At 62.9% G+C, this 15,675-nt stretch carries 19 protein-coding genes and 1 tRNA gene; 16 read left to right on the forward strand and 4 right to left on the reverse strand.

What is annotated here, in order from left to right:
- Positions 1 to 35: 35 nt before the first annotated feature.
- The 6 genes from BHK69_RS15470 to BHK69_RS15495 all read left to right on the forward strand — a co-directional run bounded on the left by BHK69_RS15470 (position 36) and on the right by BHK69_RS15495 (position 6,473).
- Positions 36 to 374: a hypothetical protein gene (locus BHK69_RS15470; protein ID WP_069690878.1), complete on the forward strand. Its 339-nt coding sequence runs from the start codon at positions 36 to 38 to the stop codon at positions 372 to 374.
- Entirely contained in the window at positions 374 to 2,077 is a 1,704-nt protein-coding gene (locus tag BHK69_RS15475; protein ID WP_069690879.1) for a hypothetical protein, read from the forward strand. The genes BHK69_RS15470 and BHK69_RS15475 overlap by 1 nt, the downstream gene beginning before the upstream one ends.
- A 69-nt stretch (positions 2,078 to 2,146) precedes the next feature.
- Positions 2,147 to 2,377 (forward strand): hypothetical protein, encoded by a 231-nt coding sequence (locus BHK69_RS32635; RefSeq protein ID WP_069690880.1) that lies wholly within the window; start codon positions 2,147 to 2,149, stop codon positions 2,375 to 2,377.
- Between the two features lie 101 nt (positions 2,378 to 2,478).
- The gene (locus BHK69_RS31460; RefSeq protein WP_083269464.1) at positions 2,479 to 3,231 is read left to right on the forward strand and encodes a class I SAM-dependent methyltransferase; all 753 of its coding nucleotides are present in this window, start codon (positions 2,479 to 2,481) and stop codon (positions 3,229 to 3,231) included.
- A gap of 220 nt (positions 3,232 to 3,451) precedes the next feature.
- Positions 3,452 to 4,555 (forward strand): IS5 family transposase, encoded by a 1,104-nt coding sequence (locus tag BHK69_RS15490; RefSeq protein WP_069693320.1) that lies wholly within the window; start codon positions 3,452 to 3,454, stop codon positions 4,553 to 4,555.
- A gap of 220 nt (positions 4,556 to 4,775) precedes the next feature.
- On the forward strand, positions 4,776 to 6,473 hold the full coding sequence (locus tag BHK69_RS15495; protein WP_069690882.1) for a tetratricopeptide repeat protein: 1,698 nt from the start codon (positions 4,776 to 4,778) through the stop codon (positions 6,471 to 6,473).
- A 40-nt stretch (positions 6,474 to 6,513) separates the two neighbouring features.
- Here the strand turns inward: BHK69_RS15495 and BHK69_RS15500 are convergent, their stop codons facing one another.
- The gene (locus BHK69_RS15500) at positions 6,514 to 7,047 is read right to left on the reverse strand and encodes a hypothetical protein (protein WP_069690883.1); all 534 of its coding nucleotides are present in this window, start codon (positions 7,045 to 7,047) and stop codon (positions 6,514 to 6,516) included.
- Positions 7,048 to 7,197: 150 nt separating this feature from the next.
- On the opposite strand from BHK69_RS15500, the gene BHK69_RS15505 reads away from it, so the two are divergent.
- From BHK69_RS15505 to BHK69_RS15520, 5 genes are all read left to right on the forward strand, one after another.
- Complete coding sequence (locus BHK69_RS15505; RefSeq protein WP_069690884.1) at positions 7,198 to 8,043, forward strand: glycoside hydrolase family 108 protein; 846 nt, start codon at positions 7,198 to 7,200, stop codon at positions 8,041 to 8,043.
- Entirely contained in the window at positions 8,040 to 8,300 is a 261-nt protein-coding gene (locus tag BHK69_RS15510) for a hypothetical protein (RefSeq protein WP_069690885.1), read from the forward strand. The genes BHK69_RS15505 and BHK69_RS15510 overlap by 4 nt, the downstream gene beginning before the upstream one ends.
- A 148-nt stretch (positions 8,301 to 8,448) precedes the next feature.
- Positions 8,449 to 9,018 (forward strand): hypothetical protein, encoded by a 570-nt coding sequence (locus tag BHK69_RS15515; protein ID WP_069690886.1) that lies wholly within the window; start codon positions 8,449 to 8,451, stop codon positions 9,016 to 9,018.
- A 147-nt stretch (positions 9,019 to 9,165) separates the two neighbouring features.
- Positions 9,166 to 9,456 carry a DUF7696 family protein gene (locus tag BHK69_RS32055; RefSeq protein WP_148663441.1) on the forward strand — a complete coding sequence of 97 codons (291 nt, stop codon included), beginning with the start codon at positions 9,166 to 9,168 and terminating at the stop codon, positions 9,454 to 9,456.
- Positions 9,457 to 9,652: 196 nt separating this feature from the next.
- Entirely contained in the window at positions 9,653 to 9,871 is a 219-nt protein-coding gene (locus tag BHK69_RS15520; RefSeq protein WP_148663442.1) for a hypothetical protein, read from the forward strand.
- Positions 9,872 to 9,985: 114 nt separating this feature from the next.
- On the opposite strand, the gene BHK69_RS15525 is transcribed toward BHK69_RS15520, so the two are convergent.
- The gene (locus tag BHK69_RS15525; RefSeq protein WP_069690888.1) at positions 9,986 to 10,240 is read right to left on the reverse strand and encodes a DUF7696 family protein; all 255 of its coding nucleotides are present in this window, start codon (positions 10,238 to 10,240) and stop codon (positions 9,986 to 9,988) included.
- Positions 10,241 to 10,526: 286 nt separating this feature from the next.
- Between BHK69_RS15525 and BHK69_RS15530 the strand changes: the two genes are divergently transcribed.
- Positions 10,527 to 11,090, forward strand: a complete 564-nt coding sequence (locus BHK69_RS15530) for a hypothetical protein (RefSeq protein ID WP_069690889.1) — start codon at positions 10,527 to 10,529, stop codon at positions 11,088 to 11,090.
- A 49-nt stretch (positions 11,091 to 11,139) separates the two neighbouring features.
- Here the strand turns inward: BHK69_RS15530 and BHK69_RS15535 are convergent.
- Positions 11,140 to 11,214 (reverse strand) — tRNA-Val (locus BHK69_RS15535).
- 70 nt (positions 11,215 to 11,284) lie between these two features.
- The gene (locus tag BHK69_RS15540) at positions 11,285 to 11,989 is read right to left on the reverse strand and encodes an HAD family hydrolase (RefSeq protein ID WP_069690890.1); all 705 of its coding nucleotides are present in this window, start codon (positions 11,987 to 11,989) and stop codon (positions 11,285 to 11,287) included.
- Between the two features lie 228 nt (positions 11,990 to 12,217).
- Between BHK69_RS15540 and BHK69_RS15545 the strand changes: the two genes are divergently transcribed.
- From BHK69_RS15545 to BHK69_RS15560, 4 genes are all read left to right on the forward strand, one after another.
- Entirely contained in the window at positions 12,218 to 12,574 is a 357-nt protein-coding gene (locus tag BHK69_RS15545) for a hypothetical protein (protein ID WP_425285571.1), read from the forward strand.
- Between the two features lie 157 nt (positions 12,575 to 12,731).
- On the forward strand, positions 12,732 to 14,183 hold the full coding sequence (locus tag BHK69_RS15550) for an NAD-dependent succinate-semialdehyde dehydrogenase (RefSeq protein WP_069690891.1): 1,452 nt from the start codon (positions 12,732 to 12,734) through the stop codon (positions 14,181 to 14,183).
- Positions 14,180 to 14,881 carry a ribose-5-phosphate isomerase RpiA gene (rpiA, locus tag BHK69_RS15555; protein WP_069690892.1) on the forward strand — a complete coding sequence of 234 codons (702 nt, stop codon included), beginning with the start codon at positions 14,180 to 14,182 and terminating at the stop codon, positions 14,879 to 14,881. The genes BHK69_RS15550 and rpiA overlap by 4 nt, the downstream gene beginning before the upstream one ends.
- A gap of 226 nt (positions 14,882 to 15,107) precedes the next feature.
- Positions 15,108 to 15,614 (forward strand): DUF2059 domain-containing protein, encoded by a 507-nt coding sequence (locus BHK69_RS15560; RefSeq protein ID WP_069693692.1) that lies wholly within the window; start codon positions 15,108 to 15,110, stop codon positions 15,612 to 15,614.
- The last annotated feature ends 61 nt before the right edge of the window (positions 15,615 to 15,675 follow it).

Genomic DNA, 15,675 nt, shown 5'->3' on the forward strand with positions numbered 1-15,675 from the left:
CCCTCACCGGGCGGCTTTTTCCATGAGGAGCCGCCATGGCCGGCGCTGCCTATCAGGTCAATGTTTCCGCGACCGATGACGAGACCTTCGCATTCACCTGCGAGTGGACGCTCGCGGACGGTTCCGATTTCCCATGGGCGGACTATGCTTACGCCTATGAGCTGAAGCGCGAGAGGCGCCCGGTCCTCTCGCTGACCAGCAGTGACGGCCTGGCTGTCGACGCGAGCGAAAACACCATCACCTTTCAGCCGCCTGAGGCGATGCGCCTTTGCGCCGGTCGATACCGGCATGGCTGCCGCATCACCCACACCGCGACCGGCAAGACGATCCAGGTCTTCGACGGTTTTGTCACCATTACCGAGGGGAATTTCTGATGCCCGATGTCAGCATTGTCGCGCGAGGGCCGTCCTCGCTGAAAATGCGGTTTCGCCCCGGCCTTGTCGGGCCGCCCCTGGCTGAAGACGACTTCGCCACGCAAGCAGAGGCGGAAGCCGGGACCGATGCCGAGAAGGTCATGTCCCCGCTGCGGGCGGCTCAGCAGACGACGGCCCGACTAGCCAGCCAAGCGGTCGCGGAGGCCGGCGCGGACAACGACAAACTGATGTCGTCGCTGCGGACGGCTCAGCAGACGACGGCCCGGCTCGCTAGTCAGGCAGTCGCCGAGGCTGGAACAGACAACGATAAGCTGACGTCGCCGCTGCGGACGAAGCAGCAGATCGATGCTCGACTGGCGGTCGATGCGGATTCCGAGGCACTGACGGACACAGCAAAGCTGATGGTCCCCGCGCAAGTGCGCGTCGCAATTGAGCGGGCCGAATTCAGCTACGAGGATATGGCGCACCCGGCGACGCTGAGCGATATCATCCAGCGGACGGGGAGCACGCCTCTTTTCGAAGGCGCCGCCGCAGCAGATGCCAATCATGCCTCCGCGATCAATTCCTGTATTGACCGCGTCATCACGAATGGCGGTGGTATCGCATGGCTCCCGCCAATTGCTCCGGGGGTGGATTGGAAAATTGGCGGTCCTATCTACGGCCACAAGACAGGCGTGACTGGATCGCGCGTGAAGATCCAAGGCGTCGGTCAGCAGGCTAGGCTTAAAGTCACAGCTGCTGGTGGTGATGTGTTCGTTGTCGGGGACGGCACAAATCCGGTCTACTACGTCTACCTTCGCGATCTATACATCTACCGGGATTCCCAGCCATCCGGCCAACGAGACGTTGTTTTCACGCACGCCAATATCTGCGAGGTGCACAATTTCATCTCGGATGGATCAGTCGAAGGTGTCAGAGTCGAGCATGGCAATTCGATTTATTTCAACCGTTGCCACATCAATATGCCCTATGCTGTCACCGGCATAGGCGCTCGTGTCGTTAGCAGTCCAGCGACGGCTTATCGAACCGATATCGTCGTCTTTGACGAGTTTACGGTGCAGGCAAACTGCGCGGGCTCTCACGGCCTCGTCATTAGCGGCCGTGTGGCCGGCGTGCATACGAACGGATTTTATGCGCTCGGTGTGAAACGCGGCCTTCAAATGATTTCCACCTCGACGGCGCTGGCTGATTTGCCGTCATTTTGCGCCTTCTACAAGTTCGAGGTTGACCGCGCGACGGAAGCCGCCGCGGTGTTGGATCGCGGCTTCCGTACCGAGTTCCACCGTTGCGATATCAGCAACACCTCTGGTGCGGTTGGGCAGGGAGGCGCGGACACCGCAGCCGTGTTTGTGGGAGAGAATATGCTCGACACCAAGTTTATTGGCGGTCGGATCACCAATTGCCAGCGTCAGGCTGTGGACGAAAGTGGCAAGCGGACGCAATACATTGGCACCACATTCAGCGACATGTCGAAAGCGGGAGCAGGCAGCTACTCAGCTGTTCTCCTTAATCCGACCGCGCGCGGCTTCAAATTCATCGGGTGCGATTTCGATTGTTCTAGCCGGGCAGCGTATGCACTCAGCATCAACGCCGCTGCGAAAAACGGGATCATCAAGGATAACACTTATCGCGACGTGGTTACGGCCTTCAACACCGGGACTGGGACCAATGTCACCATGGCGGACAATGTGAACGATACTTGAAGCGGCGTCCCAAGAGCGCTACGCAGAGGGGGCACTCGATGGATTGAGGAGTATGCTGCAAACACACCGTTGCCCGATGCGGATTTCTACCGATCGCAATCGCCCCGATTTTTCCATGGCCTGCATTCCTTCGAGCCGTGGCTGAATGGAAAATCGCTGGATGGGTGCGTCTTTCTGGACGAGGAGACCGGCCTCGCGCGCACCGAGATTAAAGACGATGATGGCGCGACCGTCGTCCAGAAGCTTCGCGGTGTTGCGGAGCTGCACCCTCGCCGGAAGCTGAGGCTGGTACGGAGCTGACCATGGACCAGCGTTCGCGCTTTTGAGTCGGATCAATCTAGCAAATCACAAACGCTCACGATACGAACGATCGAGCAGGATCGTACCGAGAGCGTGTGCAGATGGCGAATAAGTTTCTGACCCGAGAGCAGGCACCTAAAACGATAAGCTGCAAACTCTGCGGGAATCCATCAGAGCTTCAGTTCGGCCTTCCCTACAACAAACGCGCCAACCACCCTATTCCTGATGAGCCGGATGATTGCTGGTATTATCAGTGCTCTCACTGCAATTTTCTATTCACGCCGGCGCTGGACGAAAACGACCACACCGAGATCTACGACGACACCTACTGGAACAATCAGGATCCTGACTGGTATGGCCGCGTCACCGAGACATTTCGCCTGGTCGCTCTAGCCAACGAGCTTTTGCATAAACGCCTCGACGAGATCGAGATCCTTGATTTCGGCTGCGGCATCGGCGGCTTCCTGGATATGAGCCACCGCAGCCTTGGCCTGAAGACCTGGGGAACGGACATCATCCCGCCAAAGGTCGGCAAGGAGTGGTTCCTGCCGGATCTCGGAGACAAGAAGTTCGATGTCATCACCGCCTGCGAGGTGGTCGAGCATCTACCGGATCCGCGGAAGATTTTCGATTTCATCCGGGCTCATCTCAAGTCACCGGGCGTCTTCGCTTTCCAGACCGCTCAATGGGATCCCGCGTCCCTCGATCGCGACTGGTGGTATCTCGGCCCTCACAACGGGCACATCAGCCTCTACAGCCGAGAGGGCCTGACGCATGTCTTCAACGACATGGGCGGCGTCGACCGGCGGTTGTGGAACAACTATGCCGGGCTCCAAGCTTGGCTTTTCAAGTAGCGTTCAGGCGGCGCGGCAGCATCAAATTTTGATGCCGTCGGCGAACACATGGCCGCACAATCCGCATGGCTGGCATTCGGCCATGCGGCCAGAACAACGGCAGGCTGCTGTTCTGGACGTTTTGAGCAACCAATTTGCTCTAGCAGGCTGCTGCAGAAGTCTCTGGCGGGATCGTCTTGGAGATGATTCACTCTGTCTGAGGCAGATGCGGGGTCTTGCGATGCGGGGACGTGAGGATCGGTCGGATAGCCTGTTCAGCTACATCCGGCTGGAAGAGCGGGTTCCTGCGGATCATCCGCTGCGAGCGATCCGGGCTTTGGCGGACGAGGTTCTGGCGGGTCTGAACGGTCGCTTCGAGACGCTGTATTCGCAGATGGGTCGGCCCTCGATCCCACCGGAGATGCTGCTGCGCGCGACGCTGCTGCAGGCGTTCTTCTCGGTTCGCTCCGAGCGGATGCTGATGGAGCAGATCGACTACAATCTGCTGTTCCGGTGGTTCGTCGGGCTTGAGATGGATGCCGCGGTCTGGCACCCGACGGTGTTCACGCACAACCGCGACCGGCTTCTGGAAGCGGATGTGGCCCACGCCTTCCTGTCGGGGCTGCTGGCTTTGCGTCAGGTGAAGCAGCTCCTGTCGAGCGACCACTTCTCCGTCGATGGCACGCTGATCGATGCCTGGGCCTCGATGAAGAGCTTCCGGCGCAAGGACGGCTCGGACGAGCCGCCTGGGCCTGGCCGCAACGGCGAGCGCAACTTCCGCAAGGAAAAGCGCTCGAATGTAACCCATGCCTCGACCACCGATCCCGATGCCCGGCTCTATCGCAAGAGCGACGGGCACGAGAGCCGGCTGTGCTTCATAGGCCATGCGCTGATGGAGAACCGCCATGGCCTCGTGGTGGACGCGACGCTGACCCACGCCACCGGCACGGCCGAGCGCGAGGCAACGCTTGCGATGCTCGACCGGCGCGAAAGCCGGCATCGGATCACGTTGGGAGCCGACAAGGCCTACGATGTCGAGGCCTTCGTGGGCGACCTGCGGGCGCGCCAGGTGACGCCGCACATCGCCATCAACGGCGCGGTGTCCAAGACCGGCAAGGTGCGCAAGACCGCCATCGACGGCCGCATCACCCGCCATCCCGGCTACGCGATCAGCCAGCGTTGCCGCAAGCGCATCGAGGAGGTCTTCGGCTGGATCAAGACCCAGGCCGGGCTGGCCAAGGTCAAGGTCCGGTCCCGGACCAAGGCCGAGGCGGTCTTCACCTTCGCAGTTGCCGCCTACAACCTCGTCCGCATCCCCAAGCTTCTAGCCCAGGCGACCGCATGAAGGGCAGCGCCAAGCGGACCAAACCACGCTCCGGCAGCAGCATCCACCAGAAGACAAGCCGCCGACGCTTCCCAGCTGCGCCAGTCGCTGCCAAAACAGCAAAGATCATCTAAACCAAGAGCCAGAACAGACTTCTTCAGCAGCCTGCTAGGCATGGCTTTCCAAATAGAGCGTTTCAGGTAGTTAGGTAGCATCAAATTTTGATGCTACCGGGGAACGTATGTCTACAACCGCCTTGATGGCCTTAGTCGGCATCCAACGATCCGGAACGAACTACGTCAGCAACCTGGCCAGGGAGCGGTTCGGGATCGATGTCACGACGCAGTCGGGCGTCTGGAAACATGCCTTCGTCAGCGAGTGCGCTGACGAGATGGAGGGCAAGCGGTTTCTGGTCGTCACGCGTCATCCGGTGATGTGGCTGCAGAGTTGCCTGCTTCATTCGCCGCGCGACTTGGTCACCCGGCGCCCTGAGTTCTTCAGGGATGGGCTGGATAGCCCCACATCTTTCGCCGACGTGTATTCGCACTACTATAGCGGATGGAGCGCTGTCTGCGCTGCCGGACATGGATCGCTTGTGTCCTATGAGGCAACGCTCGATGGCGGTGCCGATTATCTCGGCCGCATCATCGGAGCGGGAACGGCAAGTGAATGCCGCGGGCACGTCGCTTCGGTTCCGATGTCGCTGGCTTTCGCGCCGGAAGATGTCGAAGCTTACCGTCGGCTGGAGTGCTCGCTGGACAAGAGCATCGTTCTGGACTTCTGGTCCCGGCTCGACCCGGCATTGCCTGCGGAGCTTGGCTACGATCTGGAGAAGATCAGCTTCGTCGCCACCAGATCGGCTCGCAGTCTCGGATATCAGTTCCTGCAAGACCCGGGCAGGATCAGCGAGGCTGAGTTCCAGCAATTGCTGCTGGAGACCGATGGCCGGTTCGCCAATGACGGGCCGATTTTGGACATGCTTTCGGTCGAGCAGGCTCGGCGTAGCAACCAGGATTCAGCCTTGTTCCTCGGCTGCAAGGCGATACTGGCCTATCAGGGGGCGATGAACCGGTTCGCAATGGACAGCGGAGCTCACACCCCGCAGGTCGCGGCGATCGACCGGTTGATAGAGCACCTATCGTTGCGCCGTGCTCAAACGCTCCAGAACACGATCGACCATTTCACCGCTCGCATCACTGATGGCGACCTGACGGCAACGCAGGATTCCGAATCCTGCTTCTATTTGAGCGATTGCTATTACAAGGCTCGAGACCTCAATAAGGCGATCGAGTATGGCCGGCGCGCGGTCGAGCCGGCCTCGGCCCCCGACGCGGGAACCCGCGTCGTCATCCCGTGGCTGTATCATCATCTTGGGAGCCTTTTGGCCGAAGCGGGACTGCACGAAGAAGCCGTCGCAAACTTCGCACGCGCGGCTGAGCTCGAGCCTCGGGAATATCGCTATCCGATGCATGCGAGCCATTCTCACATGGCCCTGGGCGACTACGATGCAGCCATCCGAACCGCGCAATCGGCTTTGGCCTTAAATCAGAAGTTGCCCGACATCCGGCTGTTGCTGGCGGAATGCTACCATCAGAAGGCTGCGGTTTTGGTTGGCACCGGCGATCTGGCGGAAGCTACACGCTACAGCAGGCTCTCTGCCGAAACCGCGCCCGAGCGGCCGGGATACTCCTATTTCTTGGGCGAGATTGAATATCGCCTGGGTAATGACGAAGCGGCTATCCGGGCGGCCGAGGTGGCGACAAGCTGCCAGCCCGCCGAGGCTTGGCATTTTCACTTCCTCGGCCGGCTACATTTGAAAGTCGGCAACCATGCCAAGGCTGCCCTGGCATTCGCCAACGCTCGAAAGCTGGAGCCTGAAAATCTAGAGCATGCGCGTGGCGCTGAGGACGCGGCACGGCTGAGCGGGATGGTGGTTTAGGCGCGCCTATCCCTAGTCAATCCTAGCCGCCTCCGGGCGGCTAATTGCAGACCGTCTGCAACTGGTTGAAGACCATCTGAGACCGGCAGTTTGCCTGAAGCCGTTGCGACTGCGGGTAGATCGGCTGATAGGTGGATTGGAATTGCATTTGCGGAGCCACCGGCGCGGGTGATGAAGCTGGCGCGCTCTCCAATGCGGCAATGGCGGCGACTGTTTGAACCGCTCTGGCGTGCCGTTTCGCGGCAATTTCATTTATTTTTTGCGACAAAGTATAACGGTATTCGTCGATCGTGATTTCGCCCTTATCCACTCGCGCGCCCTGAAGTCTAGCAAAATAAGATTCTTCGGCGGCGAATGTATCATTTGGCAGACTCGCAATTCTGGCGCTTGTTACGCGGGCAACCATCTGGCCGAATGTAATATTATTGGCGCCGTAATCGGCTTCTGCTGAGGCGAGTACGGCGGCGTATGCATCGGATCTTTCATGCGCCTGCTGTTTGGACTCGGTTTCTGCGGACGAGACACAGCCGCCCGTGAAGGCCAGCAGCAGAGCGATCGTAGTGAAGCGTTTCATTTTGCAATTCTGCCAGTCCGCCTAACGCCCGTCTACGGCGATAACTGCCGTAACCATGGCTGTTTCAGCCAGCTCAAGCCGTTCCTCACCGGGCGGACTTTTTTGTCGCCAGCCTGGCGACTGCTCCCTTCAAAACATCACAGGTGATCCATGACGACGCAGAATTTTGCGGCGGCGCTGAAGCGCGTCCTCGTTCATGAGGGCGGCAAGGTCGACCATCCCAGGGATCCGGGCGGCCGGACCAACCAGGGCGTGATCCAGCGCGTCTATGACGGCTATCGCGCCCGCAAGGGGCGCCCGAAGCACGACGTCTATCTGATGGAGACGACCGAGCGCGACGAGATCTATCGCGCGCAATATTGGGATGCCGTGCGCGGTGACGATCTGCCGGCCGGCATTGACTATGTCGTCTTCGACGGCGCTGTAAACTCCGGGCCGGCGCAGAGCGTGAAGTGGCTGCAACGCGCGCTCGGAGGCGTGAAGGTCGATGGCGAATTCGGCGAGGCGACGCTAGCGGCCGTGGCGGCGCATCCCGATCATGACGCGCTGATCGCCGCCATCTGCGCGCGCCGCATGGCCTTCCTCAAGGCGCTGCGCAACTGGTCGACCTTCGGCAGGGGCTGGACGTCGCGCGTCTCCGGCGTGCGCGCCATTGGCCAGGCCTGGGCCTCGGGCAGCGTCGGGCCGGTGCTCGCCCATGCCGAGGGTGGCAACGCCAAGGCGACGATCGGACAGGCCGTGCCCGCCGCCTCGCCCGCCGTCGGCGATGTCGCGATCGGTGGCGGCGTCGCGACCGGCGGCCTCGGCGGCGCGCTGCAGCAGGCGCAGGACGCGCTCTCGCCGCTCGCTGGCAACAGCGCGCTCATCGGCAATATCGTCGCGGCGCTCGTCGTCACCGGCGCTGTCATCACGATTGGCGGCATCCTCTACCGGCTCTGGGCGCGGCGGAAGGCGGCGGCGCAGGCTGACGCGCTCGACCTCGCGGTGCCGGCGTGAGCCCGCTGCTTTCCGCCCTGGCTGCGGCCCGCAGCGTGCCCTGGCAGGCCTGGGGCATCGCCGCGCTTCTGCTCGGCATCGGCCTCTATGGCTGCGACCAGCGCCGCAAAGGGCAGGCCGATGCGGCGGCCGAGATCATGAAATCAAACGACACGCTGAGGGGGAAGGCCGATGACGCGGCGCGCACTGTCGAGAATTGCACTGGCGTCTGGGATCGCGCTCGCGGCCTCTGCCTGCCAGACGGTGCCGGTCGATAGGCCCTGCGGCGTGATCACCGACAGCCTGATGTCGGTGCGCGGCGCTATGCCTGCCGACACACGCCGCATCGACATCCATTTCGAGCGTGGCGTCGCCGCCGGCTGCTGGGGGCGGAAATGATCATCCCGGCTGCGGGAGCCTGTGCCGATGACGACTGACACTCCAAATTATGATCGCCGACTCGGCAAGGTCGAGACAGATATCCAACTGCTTGGCGCGAACCTCGAGAACCTCGGCCAGGATCTGAAGAGCTTCCGAAGGGAATGGTCGGAGAAGGCCGAGGAGGACCGCGCCGCGCACAAATCAGCGCGCCTGACCATGCCGCAGATCGTCGGCATGATCGGCACGGCGGTGGTGGTGACCTCGGTCCTGTTCGGCGGGCTGATTTTTCTCGTCAACGGGCAGATCGCCACGGTGCGGCTCGATCTCGCCTCTCAGCTCGCGCAGGTGACGCTCTCGGTGCGCGGGCAGGGCGATGCCATCACCGCCCTGAACACGGCCCAGCAGCAGGCGCAGCGCGACATGGCCGCAGATCGGGTCAAGCTCGGCCTGGTCGAGCAGAGCGCGGCCATGAGCGGCCGCTTCGTCGACCAGGCGCAAAGTTTCGATGCGGTCATGGCGCGCCATGAGGAGCGCCTCCGCTCGCAGGACGAGCGGATGCGGGCGCTGGAACAGCTGCTGCGCGAACTGGCGGCGCGAAGGCCGGCGCCGCCCTGATCGGAATGGCGGGCCTTGAGTGCAGATCGCCGGAGGGCGCCTGGCTTGAGAGCGTGCGGGGGCCTCAGGTTTTACTTCAGCGGAGCCTGATCTTGAACGCTGTGGAACGTAATCGACCTGGAAAAGTTCTTTATCAGGAGGTTCGCCATGTTTTACAATAGAACTCCCCGTGATTTAGCAGGATCAGCGCCGGTCAAATCTGTCTTGACCGGTGAATTAATCTCGAACGCGTCTGAGGAATTTCGCCATGAACGCGAAGTTGAATTTCTCTGTTCGCTTTCGCCCGATTGTCTGGAAAATATCCTGACCGGTTTTGGGCGCAGGGCAAGCCACCGCAGCATCACGGCGATCAGAGGGCCAGCCGAGGTCAGGTTCCTGCGAAGCCAGATCATCCTGTTCCGGCTTCGCAGCGATGCGGTTCCCGCGCTCGTCCGATAAGCCTCGCCGATTGAGCCGTCCTTCCCTCGGGGCAGGTGGCTCTTTTTTCATTGCAACAAGGCACTTGTTTCGTTGCAACAAGGACTTGCGGCGCGCGTAGCGGCTCCTAAATTTCCCTCGTCGTTGTCAATCCGGGGGAAAGAGAATGCCCTTTTCGTCGTTGCGAGACCCAGCCGACCTGGCCCGAGCCTGTGCCGTGATGGAGGCCGCGTGGAACGAGCTCAAGGATGCCATCCCTGAGCCGGAGCGCGATGGCGAACGCACAAGGCTTGCCTATCTCGTCGCGAACCTTGCGCCATTGGCGCTCGATGAGGATGACCTCAAGAAGAACGTCCTGCACCAGTTCGGGCTGCGCGCCTCGCAGACCAGCGGTCGCTGCGGCGTTTTCGAGCGAAGTGGACACCGGTTCGCGTGAAGAAAACGCTTTAGTACGTGAGCTGGAGCGGTTGAACGATCCAATGGAAACGGACGTTGCTCTGGACGGCTGCCCGCATGCCCGGTTTCGCTTCGGCGAGCCGGGCTTTTTCGTTCAGCCGCGCTTCCTGATCTCGCTCAACCGCTGGATCTGCGCCCGCAGCGCCACGACCGCCGCCTCTCCGCGAACGCCCTTGATGCCGCGCGCATCGCGATCGGTCGACCCGGTTACGCCGTCCAGCATCGCGTTGCGCTTCGGGAGCGGCAGGCTGAGCAGATACGCGACCTCGCATTCGAGCCGCCATTCCTCGGACGCTGTCGAAACCTCGCGGCCGGCGAGATCGGACCAGGTGAATGACGGGGCAGGCATAGGCACAGGCGAATCTCCTTGAGGGTGGGAGACCTTACCTCCTGCGTGCCTGCCCGGCATCTGTCGGGGCGGCTGGTGATCCGCCGGGCGATGGCTTTCGCCTGCCGGAAGGGGAGGTCAGATGATCGTCGCCGCGCAATCTCCTTGGTCGAGTATTCCTTCCCATACCGCGGAGTTCTTACCTAAGGTTGCGTTAACAATCCGGGTTGTGCACACTGGCATTCCCTGCGGGCGCCACCCGATTTGCGGAAGCCGCCTTGCCGGAACTTAAGCATGGGGGGATGTGATGGCCTGGGTTGATGGCGCCCGTCCGGCGGCTGCGGCGGCTGATCTTCCAAAGCAGTGGCAGACGCCGCCGGGGACGACGGTCATCGTCACCCGCAACACAGGCGCCGGGCTGCGCATCGGCGTCGCGGGGGCGGGTTTTGTCGCCTCATATCGCGCCAACGCAGTGGCGGCCTGGTCAAATCCGCCAGACTCATCCCTGGATTTCAGGGTCTACATCGAAATCGGCACGCAGCATCAAAGGCATGCTGGCGTACCCACTCTCAATGCCGGGCCGATGCCCTCTGGAAAATGCATCATCATCAGCGGAGCTCAAGCCGCACCTCTGAACAGCGGTATAGGCCCGGTCCTGGTCTATGCCCTGGCGGTCTATGCAAGACGGCATGGCATCACCTGGATTCGAACGGGAACCACCGCCAATGCCTGGTGGTTCCATTTTCTCGGCGGCGATCCTTTGAATCCCGGCGGCGACTTCAACACCACGGCCAATGTGGAGCAGTGGAGCGGCGCCCGCGCGGCCCAGCAGGGTTGGGCCATTGCGCCGGTCACGAACCATCACTGGTGACGCTCGGGTGACGTCCGAGTGGGGGGGGGGCGCAATGACTGAAAGAAAATGGTGGGCGACACAGGGATCGAACCTGTGACCACTCCCGTGTGAAGGGAGTGCTCTACCGCTGAGCTAGTCGCCCGCACCGGCGCTTCTCCTAGTCGGCGCGCGCCGTGGCGTCAAGAATGAGCGGCGTCAAGAAATGCTTGGCGTCATGAATGCATGGGCACGCGGCCGAGCGCTCGTTCACCCAGCAGTTGCCGCACCGCGTCGGGCAGGGCGTCAAAATGCTGGATCACGAGATCGGGCTCCAGCGTCTCGATCGCGACGTCGGTATAGCCGAAGGGCACGCAGATGCAGGGAATGCCGGCGGCCTTGGCCGTGGCGATGTCGGTGCGCGAATCGCCGATCATCACGGCCCGCCCCGGATCGGCCTTGGCAGCCTCGATCGTCAGGGTCAGATGGCGCGGATCGGGCTTGTGGAAGGGGAAGCTGTCGCGCCCGGCGATGGCGGCGAAACGCCCGGTAATGCCAAAATGATCAAGGATCAGTCGGGTATGCAGGATCGGCTTGTTGGTGCAGACCGCGAACACATAGCCCTCGGTGGCAAGCGTATCCATCGCCTCCAGCACGCCGTCGAAGAGATGGCTGTTGGAGGCGGTGTCCTGCGCATAGATCAGCAGGAAATCCTCGAACAGGCGCTCCAGCGTCGCCTCATCGAGCGGGCGGCCGGAGACGCGGAAGCCGCGCTCGATCAGGGCCCGGGCCCCGGCGCCGACCAGCTCGCGGGCGCGATCGAGCGGCAGGGCTGGCAGGTCCTCGCGCACCAGAATGAGGTTGAGCGTGCGCATGATGTCGGGCGCGGTCTCGGCGAGCGTGCCGTCGAGATCGAACACGACGATGGCGGGCAGACTCATGGGCAAGTCTCTCTCATGGGTGTGTGTCTCATGGGCGAGGCTCTCTCATCGGCAAGCCTCTCCGGGCGGGGTGCGCGGGGGTATAAAGCCTCTTAGCCCGCTTAAGGCTGCTTCGGAAAGGCTGCGCGCCGCACTGCTGCCGCTCTGTCGGCAAAAGCTTCATCGATGGTGATATCGTCTCGCCGATTCGCTGGAAGGAATGCTGCGGTGTCGAACTCCCTGGAAAAGCTGGTGCGCCTCGTGGCGGCCTCTGGCCTGTGCATCGCGGCGGTCGGCCCGGCCATCGCGGCCCCCTTCGAATTCGCACCGGCGCCGCAGACCGATCTCAACCGCGTCTACCGTATCGACAAGGCCACCGGCGAGGTCGGGGCCTGTCAGTTCCAGCTCAAGGAAGGCGGCGTCGGCATGACGATCTGCTTTGCGGCGGGCGAGGGGGCCGGGCCCCAGGCGCCCAGCGACTACCAACTCGTGCCGTCGCGGCACGAGCGCGAGGGCGGCATCTTCCGCGTCAACATCCGCACCGGCGAGATGAGCGTCTGCTACGTCTTCGACGACAAGGTGGTCTGCACGCCCCAGGCGAAATAACGGCCCCAGGCGAAACATTCCGCCCAGGCGAAATAACCCGCTATTTTCCGGCCTGTATTGAGCCGATGATATCGGCGCCATGCGGCATTGACCGTCGGCATGTGCCGTCGCGCCGTGCTAAACGAACGGCTCCCGTGATCTTCCCTCGAGATTTGTCATGCTCAAGCTCAACGACCCGTCGCTCCTGAAGTCGCAGTGCTATGTCGATGGCGCCTGGATCGGCGAGGGCGTCGACGCGGTCGACAACCCGGCGACGGGCGTGGTGCTGGCCAAGGTGCCGCGCTTCGGCGCAGCCGAGACGACTGCTGCCGTCGAGGCGGCCTCGCGCGCCTTCAAGCCCTGGGCGAAGAAATCGGCCAAGGAGCGCTCGGTCATTCTGCGCAAATGGTTCGACCTGATCATGGCGAACCAGGAAGACCTCGCCCAGATCATGACCGCCGAGCAGGGCAAGCCGATCACGGAAGCCCGCGGCGAGGTCGCCTACGCCGCTTCCTTCGTCGAGTTCTACGCGGAGGAAGCCAAGCGCATCTATGGCGAGACCATTCCCTCGCCCTTCCCGAATTCGCGCATCATCATCCAGAAGCAGCCCGTCGGCGTCTGCGCCGCGATCACGCCCTGGAACTTCCCAGCCGCGATGATCACGCGCAAATGCTCGCCTGGCCTCGCTGCCGGCTGCACCTTCGTGGTCAAGCCCGCGCCCGATACGCCGCTGACCGCGCTGGCGCTGGCCGAGCTCGCCGAGCGCGCGGGCATTCCCGCTGGCGTCCTCAACATCGTCACCGGCGATGCCAAGGCGATCGGCGGCGTCATGACCTCGCACCCCGCCGTGCGCTTCATCGGCTTCACCGGCTCGACGCCTGTCGGCAAGCTTCTGATGCAGCAAGCCGCCTCGACGGTGAAGAAGGTCGGGCTGGAACTGGGCGGCAACGCACCCTTCATCGTCTTCGACGACGCCGATATCGACGCCGCCGTCCAGGGCGCGATCGCAGCCAAGTACCGCAACATGGGCCAGACCTGCGTCTGCACCAATCGCCTCTTCGTCCAGGACGGCGTCCATGACGAGTTCGTCGCGAAATTCGCCGGCGAGGTCGCCAAGATGAAGGTCGGCAACGGCGTCGAGGTCGGCGTCGTGCAGGGCCCGCTGATCAATGAGCGCGCGGTCGAGAAGGTCGAGCGCCACGTCGCCGACGCCGTCGCCCATGGCGCCAAGGTCGTCGTCGGTGGCAAGCGCCATGCGCTTGGCCGCACCTTCTACGAGCCGACGGTGCTTTCGGGCGTCACCACCAAGATGCTGGTGACCAATGAGGAGACTTTTGGCCCGGTCGCCCCGGTCTATCGCTTCAAGACCGAGGACGAGGTCGTGGCGATGGCCAACGACACGCCCTTCGGCCTGGCCGCCTATTTCTACTCCAAGGATCTCGGCCGCGCCTTCCGCGTCGCCGAGGAGCTCGAATACGGCATGGTCGGCATCAACTCGGCCATGCTCGGCACCGAGGTCGCCCCCTTCGGCGGCGTCAAGGAATCGGGGCTCGGCCGCGAGGGCTCGCTCCATGGCATGGATGAGTTCGTCGAGATCAAATACATGCTGATGGGCGGGCTGGGCGTTTGACCGCCGATGATCTGAAGAAGCTGGCGGCGGCGCGGGCGCTCGAGCTCGTGCGCCCCGGCATGCGCCTGGGCCTGGGCACGGGCTCGACGGCGAAGCATTTCGTCGATCTGCTCGGCCAGCGCGTCGCTGCGGGGCTCGACGTGATCTGCGTCGCGACCTCGGAGGCGACGCAGGCGCAGGCGCTTGCGCTCGCCATTCCGATGTCGACTCTGGACGAGACGCCGGAACTCGATCTCACGGTCGATGGGGCCGACGAGATCGATTCCGCCCTGCGCCTGATCAAGGGCGGCGGCGCGGCGCATCTGCGCGAGAAGATCGTCGCGGCCGCCTCCGCTCGGATGATCGTCATCGCCGATGACAGCAAGCTGGTCGAGCGGCTCGGCCGCTTTCCGCTGCCGATCGAGGTCGTGCCTTTCGGCCTGGAGGCGACGCGCCGCGCCGTGGCTGCCGCCATCGCCGGCTGCGGCTCTGCCGGAGAACTTGTGCTGCGCAAGCGGCCCGATGGTGCGAGGCTCGTCACCGATAACGGCAACTACATCCTGGACGCTCATCTGGGAGCGATCGCGCAGCCCGAGGCTTTGGCGCTCGCGCTCGGCCAGGTTCCCGGCGTCGTCGAGCACGGGCTCTTCATCGGCCTGGCATCGGGCGCCATCCTGGCGGGCGCCGACGGCTTGCGCCTGCTTGGCGCGACCGGGTGATTCCCAATTGGTGCAAACCACGCTAGATCACGTTTCTCGCATTCGGATGGAACCGCCCGAATGCGAGAAACGTGATTGATTCCTGGAGTTGAGAGCATTGCTCACGCGAAAAACCGATACCCATTTTTTCGCGTATTGCTCTAAAGATCGCTCTGAAACCGAAACGGCCCGCCGCGGCCGCCTGCGCACCGGGCCGTTGTCCGGCCGCATGACGAAGGACCACTGCATGATCCGTCACTCTCTCGCCAGCGCGGCTCTTGGTCTCGCCCTGATCCTGTCGGCGCCGGCTTTCGCGCAGACGGCGGCCCCGGCTATCACGCCCAGCCACCTTCAGCTGGCGCGTGAAGCCGCCGAGCTCACCGGCATCTCCTCGTCGCTGGAGTCGATCTACACCGAGTTCAGCGAGCGCACGAAGCAGCTCGTCGGCACGACCCGCCCCGAGATGAAGAAGGACATGGACGCGGTCATCGAGGCGCTGAAGCCGGAGGCTGACGCCAAGCGGGCGGAGATCATGGTCTCGGCGTCGGAGATTTTTGCCCGGAAGATCAACGAAGCCGATCTCAAGGAGGTCGTCGCCTTCTTCAAATCGCCGGTCGGCCAGCGCTACAACGCGGCGCGCGCCAAGGCGATCGACGAGATCTACGTGGTGCTGGAGCCCTGGAGCATCAACACCAGCAATTTCCTGTTCGACCGCTTCACCCAGGAAATGCGCAAGCGCGGCCACCAGATGTAAGGGCGCGCCACTTGCGATGCGCTCGTCAGAAAAAGGCCGTCCGCTGGTGCGGGCGGCCTTC

The sequence above is a fragment of the Bosea vaviloviae genome (assembly GCF_001741865.1).
In the GTDB taxonomy this organism is placed as follows: domain Bacteria; phylum Pseudomonadota; class Alphaproteobacteria; order Rhizobiales; family Beijerinckiaceae; genus Allobosea; species Allobosea vaviloviae.

Bases quoted from the DNA above. Each gene is read 5' to 3' on its own strand.
- BHK69_RS15470 (WP_069690878.1), top strand. From the start codon at position 36: ATGGCCGGCGCTGCCTATCAGGTCAATGTTTCCGCGACCGATGACGAG.
- BHK69_RS15475 (WP_069690879.1), top strand. From the start codon at position 374: ATGCCCGATGTCAGCATTGTCGCGCGAGGGCCGTCCTCGCTGAAAATG.
- BHK69_RS31460 (WP_083269464.1), top strand. From the start codon at position 2,479: ATGGCGAATAAGTTTCTGACCCGAGAGCAGGCACCTAAAACGATAAGC.
- BHK69_RS15490 (WP_069693320.1), top strand. From the start codon at position 3,452: ATGCGGGGACGTGAGGATCGGTCGGATAGCCTGTTCAGCTACATCCGG.
- BHK69_RS15495 (WP_069690882.1), top strand. From the start codon at position 4,776: ATGTCTACAACCGCCTTGATGGCCTTAGTCGGCATCCAACGATCCGGA.
- BHK69_RS15500 (WP_069690883.1), bottom strand. From the start codon at position 7,047: ATGAAACGCTTCACTACGATCGCTCTGCTGCTGGCCTTCACGGGCGGC.
- BHK69_RS15505 (WP_069690884.1), top strand. From the start codon at position 7,198: ATGACGACGCAGAATTTTGCGGCGGCGCTGAAGCGCGTCCTCGTTCAT.
- BHK69_RS15515 (WP_069690886.1), top strand. From the start codon at position 8,449: ATGACGACTGACACTCCAAATTATGATCGCCGACTCGGCAAGGTCGAG.
- BHK69_RS32055 (WP_148663441.1), top strand. From the start codon at position 9,166: ATGTTTTACAATAGAACTCCCCGTGATTTAGCAGGATCAGCGCCGGTC.
- BHK69_RS15525 (WP_069690888.1), bottom strand. From the start codon at position 10,240: ATGCCTGCCCCGTCATTCACCTGGTCCGATCTCGCCGGCCGCGAGGTT.
- BHK69_RS15530 (WP_069690889.1), top strand. From the start codon at position 10,527: ATGGCCTGGGTTGATGGCGCCCGTCCGGCGGCTGCGGCGGCTGATCTT.
- BHK69_RS15540 (WP_069690890.1), bottom strand. From the start codon at position 11,989: ATGAGTCTGCCCGCCATCGTCGTGTTCGATCTCGACGGCACGCTCGCC.
- BHK69_RS15550 (WP_069690891.1), top strand. From the start codon at position 12,732: ATGCTCAAGCTCAACGACCCGTCGCTCCTGAAGTCGCAGTGCTATGTC.
- BHK69_RS15560 (WP_069693692.1), top strand. From the start codon at position 15,108: ATGATCCGTCACTCTCTCGCCAGCGCGGCTCTTGGTCTCGCCCTGATC.